Consider the following 6742-nt stretch of genomic DNA (forward strand, 5'->3'; position numbering starts at 1 on the left):
ATTTAAGCTTATTAAAAACATTATTATTATTAAGATAATATCTTTAGATAGAGATTGCATAAAAGTAAAATAATTTAAACAAATTTTTGTTATTAATAGACTATTATAGAAAATTTACACTAAAATAAAAAAGACGGGATAACTTTTCAGTAATCCCGTCCTATTTACCTAGCATATTACAGATATTATTTACTTTGAACGGTGGTAATGTCTCGCCCAATGCTTAAATTGATGAGTAATTTTCCTTAACTCACCATTGCGCAACATACCCACTAACACCCCCAAAATGGTATATATCACGCCTAAAACCAGCATCATCACGATATCCCCTAGGATGCTTTGGAATGATAATCCCATCTGGTTAATTCCGGCCATAGCATTTACAGCCCATGTAGAAGGTAATGCAGAGGATATTGCCAATACCCAATCCGGCATAGCTTGTAATGGCCAAATAGTTCCCGAAATATAGAATACTGGTGTCGTCACAAATGCCAATGTTAAGTAAATCATCTCAACACTGCGCAAGCATTCGGTGATCAACTTACCTAATCCTAATACCGCTAATAAGAATGGGAAGGTCAACATCCAAATTTGATAAAGTGGTGCTTCTTGACGATAGCCTAATACCCACGGCCATAGTGCAAAGAACACCGAAGATAAAAAGAGCCAAATCGGTATAAGTGCAGATAGCGCACCTAAATATACCGCTAACGGAGGCTTCCCTTTTGGCGTTCCTCTGACGGCGATACTCACTCGTACACAAGCAATTAATAATGAGTGTTGCAATAACATCACTAACAAGCCTGGGAAAATAATGGCGGCAAAACTGACCCCAGGGTTATACATGGCGATAGTTTCACTTTGGATCGGTTTTAATAATATTTTTGACTGTGTCGCACTAAAACCCGCATTTTGTAAGATACGGCCGTTATAGTTATCTAATAATTGCTGATACGCCTGCATTAATTCTTGCTGAATTTGTCCACTAGCAAGACGGTTGGTCGCATCCCCGTACACAGGAACGGTAACATTTTTGCCATTAAGCAGTTTTTTTTCAAAATCTGTTGGAATAATAATAATGGCAAACAGTTCACGCATGATCATGTCATGACGAGCTTCATCTAAATTATCATATCCCTTTAAGCTTAATTTAGGTGTGGCATCTAATGAGCGGATAAGGGCATAACTGGCGGGACTATGATCTTGATTGATCACCGCCACAGGCAGATCCCACAATACAGGTTTAGCGTAGACTAAACTCATAATGCAAAGAGAAACCAATAATAACATCCACATCGGTTTTTCTAACATGCCTAATAAAACACGCTTAAATGTTTGGAAATACATCTGCATCATACGACACCTACCTGTAATTCCAATCTTTTAAAGATGCGTTTGCGAACTAAAAGCGCAATCGCAAAAGGATAAATCAACAAAAGCGTGCACACATAAAGAATACCTTGTAACGAAACTTCTCTTAAGAAGATATCAAACATAGCATTTAAGGCGTGCGTTAACGGTTCTAGATTAGAAATGATTCGAGCAGGTAATATCATCGACAGTTCAGGCACTGCCATCCCTGAAAAAGCTAAGGCGATACTCACTAGCATACCTATCATACTGTATGCGGTTATCGCACTATTGGTAAATGTAAACAACAGCAACCCAATACTTTGTGCCGCGATGATATAAAAGAACCCCACCAATATCATATAAAGCGGATTACCATTGACTTTTGCCCCTGAAAAATGCACTAACGCCGCTAATTCAACCATTAATAATGTTAAGAAAAACAGCGTATAAGGTGCTAATTTACCTATTAGGGCAAAAGTGAAAGGTTTTAGGTTTAATAGCATATTACCCCGTGATAAGGAGTAAATCGTGCAGGTGACAACAAAGAGTTGCAGCATATGAATGGTTGCAGCAAATTGTTGATAGTAGATATAACTACCACTAGCATTAAACAGGCTGTCATAAGAGAGTGTTACTTTGGCTAAAGGCGGCACTGGCTTATTCATCTCTTGCGCTAAAACAGTGCGATATTGAGCATTAAGCTCGGCAATTAACCCGCTAAAATCCTGTATAGCATAGCTACCCGCAGCATAATACAACCCATTGTAATACATTCGGGTTGTCGGCTGTTTGCCTGCTAATACATCTTTTTCAAAATGGCGGGGGATCATTAAAATAGCGTAATCTTTTGCACTTCCTAACTGCTCTAAGGCGGTTCGCGGATTTGTATCTAGCGCACTTAATTTTGCATGAGAGCCTGCATTTAAATCTCGGATCAACGTTTTTGATAGTGGACTATTATCATTATTGATAACGGAAACTGGCAAGTTCAGCAAAGTACCTTCTGAAAAGTTAGCACTAATTAATGTGAATAACATTAATGGAAACAGCCAGCTTAGCCAGTGGAACACTGGGCTTCGCACTGCCATATGGGTTTCTCGTGAGAATGCGCTATTAAAACCACGCCAAGCTGCCTTTACTCTCATTATTCGCCCTTACTTATCCCAACGCCATAATGCGCTCATACCAGGACGTAGTCCTTCAATTTGTGCCGTTGGATACAGTCGAACTTCAAAGGTTTTTAAGTCGAAATCTCCTGTTGCACGCGTCGCTCTTTTCGTTGCGTAATCTCCCATAGGAGCAATATAGCGAACTTCTGCTTCCACTTCTTTATTGCCTAACGCAGGAACAGTGATGGTGATGCGATCGCCTTTGCGGATATCGGCTAAAATATCTTCACGCAAGTTATATACAAAATAGGCTTCAGGGAGACGAATTAACGTAGCTAATGGGCTATTGGCATTAAAAAGCTCACCCACTTCCGCAGGAATAGGCCCCACTTCGCCGTCAACCGGAGCTTTTACCTGTAAATCTTGTTGCTGAACTTTCAGTTCAATTAATTGCTGCTCTGCTTGTTGTAGTGCGGCTCGGTATTTCTCACGTAATTCAATACGATCACCGTTTTTCGCTTCATCTAACTCAGCTTGAGCGGCTTTTGCTTGCTGCACGGCAACATCTCGACGACTACGAGCACTATCAAGCTCATTGGCAGAGACATAACCTTTATTGGCGACCGCACTAAGACGTTGGTAATCTTTCGTTGCATTGGTGGCTTGTGCTTGCGCCTGAGATAAGATCGCTTGTAAATTGCGAATGCTTTCTTCTCTTGTACCGTGAATAGAGAGATCTAATTGAGCTTGAGCTTGGGCTTTTGCCGCTTCCAGTGCAGCCACTTGAGCATTGAGTTCCGGGCTATCTAAGGTGATCATCAATTGCCCCGCTTTAACATCATCACCCCGCTCAATATGACGCTCTATAACACGTCCTTTGGCTTTAGAGGCCACAATAACTTCAGGTGCATCCACTTCACCTTGCAGTAATAAATATTGATTATGCGCGCGGAAAAGAACGGCTAATGCAATAAGTATTAGCATTAATAAAATAAGATAGATGGCTCTTTTTTTCATATAACGATTAGACCTTAATAGTGAAGTAGAACACTCACTGATAGCGTTATCTTACACAATAACTGGCTATTTCTTTAAGAATTTTGTGCGCTAGATCACTGACTCAGAGGAAGATTTTCTTTGATAGTGCGATTAAGTTATTCTTATACCAAATTTTATTACTCCATGAATAGCCTCATTTTATCTACGTTTTTTTAATTTATTAAATAAACCCAGAAAGTGGTACACACAACTTATGTACGAATTTGATTTAATTTTGCTGTTATTACAGCAAATGTGCGTTTATCTCATTATTGCGTGGTTTCTCAGCAAAACGCCGCTATTTACGCCTCTTTTACAAGTGACTATCAAACTTCCACATAAATTAATGTGCTATGTGATTTTCTCCATTTTCTGCATTATGGGCACCTATTTTGGATTGCATATTAATGACTCTATTGCTAATACCCGTGCTATTGGCTCCGTATTAGGCGGATTATTAGGTGGCCCGTATGTAGGCTTTCTCGTTGGCTTCACGGGTGGCTTACACCGCTATTCCCTCGGCGGAATGACAGCGTTAAGTTGTATGGTATCCACTATCGCAGAAGGATTAATTGGTGGATTAGTTCATCGTTATTATGTAAAACATGGACAAATGCACCGCATATTTAATCCTTGGACTGCGGCTACCGTCACCTTTTTTGCCGAAATAATACAGATGAGTATTATTTTATTACTCGCTCGTCCTTTTGATGAAGCACTTTCTTTAGTAAAAAATATTGCCGCTCCTATGATTGTAGCAAATACAATAGGTGCTGCGATGTTTATTAGGATATTACAAGATAGACGTGCCATTTTTGAAAAATATACCAGTGCTTTCTCCGCTCAAGCATTAAAAATTGCGGTTTGCACTGAAGGTATTTTACGTAAAGGCTTTAACCAAGATAATAGTACTCGTGTTGCAAAAGTTATCTACCAAGAATTAAAAGTCAGTGCTGTCGCCATTACGGATAGAGATAAACTACTCGCTTTTATTGGTATTGGCGCTGATCATCATTTGCCGGGTACACCGATTTCCTCAGAACAATCTAAACAAGCCATTAATAATAACGAAGTCGTGTATGCGGACGGCAATGAGACACCTTATCGATGTACCCTTTCTCCACATTGTAAATTAGGCTCGACACTGGTTATTCCTTTACGAGGAGAAAATAATCGCGTTATTGGCACCATAAAGCTCTATGAAGCAAAGAATCGCTTATTTAGCTCCATTAATAGAACCTTAGGAGAAGGGATCGCCAGTCTATTATCAGCACAAATTCTTGCCGGGCAATACGAAAGAAATAAACAATCACTATTAGAATCAGAAATTAAATTACTACACGCACAAGTCAATCCCCACTTTTTATTTAATGCATTAAATACATTACAAGCCGTTATTCGTCGTGATAGTGATCAAGCAAAACAGTTAGTGCAATTTCTGTCAGCTTTTTTTCGTAAGAATTTAAAAAGACCCGAAGCGATAGTGACACTCAGTGATGAAATTGAACACGTCACGGCTTATTTACAAATTGAAAAAGCGCGCTTTCAAGAAAGTTTACAGATAGATATTCAGATACCTGAACATTTAGCCACTGCGCGCCTTCCTGCATTTTCGCTTCAGCCTATGGTTGAGAATGCAATTAAACATGGAACATCACAGTTATTAGGCATCGGAAAGATTACAATTAGAGCGCATCAAGAAGACCACTTAATAGTGATCGAAATTAGTGATAATGCAGGGCTTTATCATTCGCAAGGCGCATCACATCAGCTCGGTTTAGGAATGAGACTTGTCGATAAGCGGATTAAATTACGCTATGGTGATCTATATGGTGTACTTGTGGAGTGTCAGCCTGATAACTATACCAAAATAAAAATCTGTTTACCCTTAGAAAAAAATATGGATAACGCAGCATAACAATGAATATATTAATCGTTGATGATGAGCCGCTTGCTCGTGAAAATTTACGTTGTTTACTCGAAGAAGAAAAAGATATTCATATTATTGGTGAATGCAGTAATGCTATTGAGGCGATAGGGGAAATACATCGTAAAAAACCTGATGTGGTTTTTCTTGATATTCAAATGCCACGTATTACTGGCTTAGAAATGGTCTCAATGCTTGATCCTGAACATCGCCCTTATATTGTCTTTTTAACGGCATTTGAAGAATATGCTATTCAAGCATTCGAAGAGCACGCTTTTGATTATTTGCTCAAACCATTAGAGCAAGAGCGTTTAGCCAAAACATTAAGTCGTTTACGCCAAGGCAATAAACAAAATATTGATTTATTATCACCACCAGAAGAACGCTTAAAGTGCATTCCTTGTACTGGGCATAGCCGTATTTGGCTAATGCCAATCGATGAAGCCGTGTTTGCTACATCACGATTAAGCGGTGTCTATGTCACCAATAATCAAGGGCAAGAAGGTTTTACTGAGCTTACATTACGTACTTTAGAAACACGCACTCCGCTGGTACGTTGCCATCGTCAATATTTAGTGAATATGGATTATGTCAATGAAATTGTTTTTGGTGATAATGGACAAGCAGAACTTATTTTACATAATAATAAACAAATTCCGGTCAGTCGACGTTACCTTAAACCCTTAAAAGAGGCGATTGGCTTAATTTAATCAGTAAAAAGGAATAAGCTTGATGGAACCCATTTATATTAAAGTTTATATTAATCGCATCGAAGTTCGTGATCTTCACACCAAAAAAGAATTTTCTGTAGAACGTCATTTTACTCATAGCCGAATGTTAATTGGTGATTTTTACCCTGCTATTGAAGCGATACGAACAGCACTTACTCAAATAGGTATTAACCCATTATCTTTTTTTTGTCGAAAAAGAAATGTGGTAATTCATCCTTTAGAACGTACCGAAGATGGATTATCCCAAGTAGAAATTCGATTATTCAATGAAGTCATTGCCGGTGGATTGAATAATAAATACAAAAAAATCGTTATTAGTGCAAAACTCACACCACTTATGGATGCAGAGGTGATTGAATTAATCAATAAATCATAACCCTACATAAAATCAGTATTTAACCATTTACAAATAAGTGTCTAAATACTTATTAAAAACCTGCTGATATTGTTTTCTAGAAAATATAATGAGTATAAACCGGTTTAATACCTAAACATTGTTCGGCTTTACTGTAAATTATTTTATTATGACTTCATTTTTAGCCATTACCAACTTATTTATATAATACTTTTTATTTAGTACTATC

The 6742-nt window shown here is 38.2% G+C and carries 6 protein-coding genes; 3 read left to right on the forward strand and 3 right to left on the reverse strand.

The features are described from left to right. Positions 1 to 189: 189 nt before the first annotated feature. From AACU98_RS03080 to AACU98_RS03090, 3 genes are read right to left on the reverse strand one after another with little or no spacing between them, the layout of a single operon-like run. A complete protein-coding gene (locus tag AACU98_RS03080; protein ID WP_012368735.1) occupies positions 190 to 1353 on the reverse strand; it encodes an ABC transporter permease in 1164 nt (387 codons plus the stop codon). After that, complete coding sequence (locus AACU98_RS03085) at positions 1353 to 2498, reverse strand: ABC transporter permease (RefSeq protein ID WP_004246220.1); 1146 nt, start codon at positions 2496 to 2498, stop codon at positions 1353 to 1355. The genes AACU98_RS03080 and AACU98_RS03085 overlap by 1 nt, the downstream gene beginning before the upstream one ends. Positions 2499 to 2507: 9 nt before the next feature. Then, complete coding sequence (locus AACU98_RS03090) at positions 2508 to 3479, reverse strand: HlyD family secretion protein (protein WP_004246221.1); 972 nt, start codon at positions 3477 to 3479, stop codon at positions 2508 to 2510. A gap of 235 nt (positions 3480 to 3714) precedes the next feature. Between AACU98_RS03090 and AACU98_RS03095 the strand changes: the two genes are divergently transcribed. The 3 genes from AACU98_RS03095 to AACU98_RS03105 are packed head-to-tail and all read left to right on the forward strand — an operon-like array spanning position 3715 to position 6534. Then, entirely contained in the window at positions 3715 to 5418 is a 1704-nt protein-coding gene (locus tag AACU98_RS03095) for a sensor histidine kinase (protein WP_004246222.1), read from the forward strand. 2 nt (positions 5419 to 5420) lie between these two features. Continuing rightward, on the forward strand, positions 5421 to 6137 hold the full coding sequence (gene btsR / locus AACU98_RS03100) for a two-component system response regulator BtsR (protein WP_004246223.1): 717 nt from the start codon (positions 5421 to 5423) through the stop codon (positions 6135 to 6137). A gap of 22 nt (positions 6138 to 6159) precedes the next feature. Further along, on the forward strand, positions 6160 to 6534 hold the full coding sequence (locus tag AACU98_RS03105; protein ID WP_004246224.1) for a YjaA family stress response protein: 375 nt from the start codon (positions 6160 to 6162) through the stop codon (positions 6532 to 6534). Positions 6535 to 6742 lie beyond the last annotated feature (208 nt).

The sequence above is a fragment of the Proteus sp. G4380 genome (assembly GCF_963885725.1).
GTDB lineage: Bacteria > Pseudomonadota > Gammaproteobacteria > Enterobacterales > Enterobacteriaceae > Proteus > Proteus mirabilis.

Bases quoted from the DNA above. Each gene is read 5' to 3' on its own strand.
- AACU98_RS03080 (WP_012368735.1), bottom strand. From the start codon at position 1,353: ATGCAGATGTATTTCCAAACATTTAAGCGTGTTTTATTAGGCATGTTA.
- AACU98_RS03085 (WP_004246220.1), bottom strand. From the start codon at position 2,498: ATGAGAGTAAAGGCAGCTTGGCGTGGTTTTAATAGCGCATTCTCACGA.
- AACU98_RS03090 (WP_004246221.1), bottom strand. From the start codon at position 3,479: ATGAAAAAAAGAGCCATCTATCTTATTTTATTAATGCTAATACTTATT.
- AACU98_RS03095 (WP_004246222.1), top strand. From the start codon at position 3,715: ATGTACGAATTTGATTTAATTTTGCTGTTATTACAGCAAATGTGCGTT.
- btsR (WP_004246223.1), top strand. From the start codon at position 5,421: ATGAATATATTAATCGTTGATGATGAGCCGCTTGCTCGTGAAAATTTA.
- AACU98_RS03105 (WP_004246224.1), top strand. From the start codon at position 6,160: ATGGAACCCATTTATATTAAAGTTTATATTAATCGCATCGAAGTTCGT.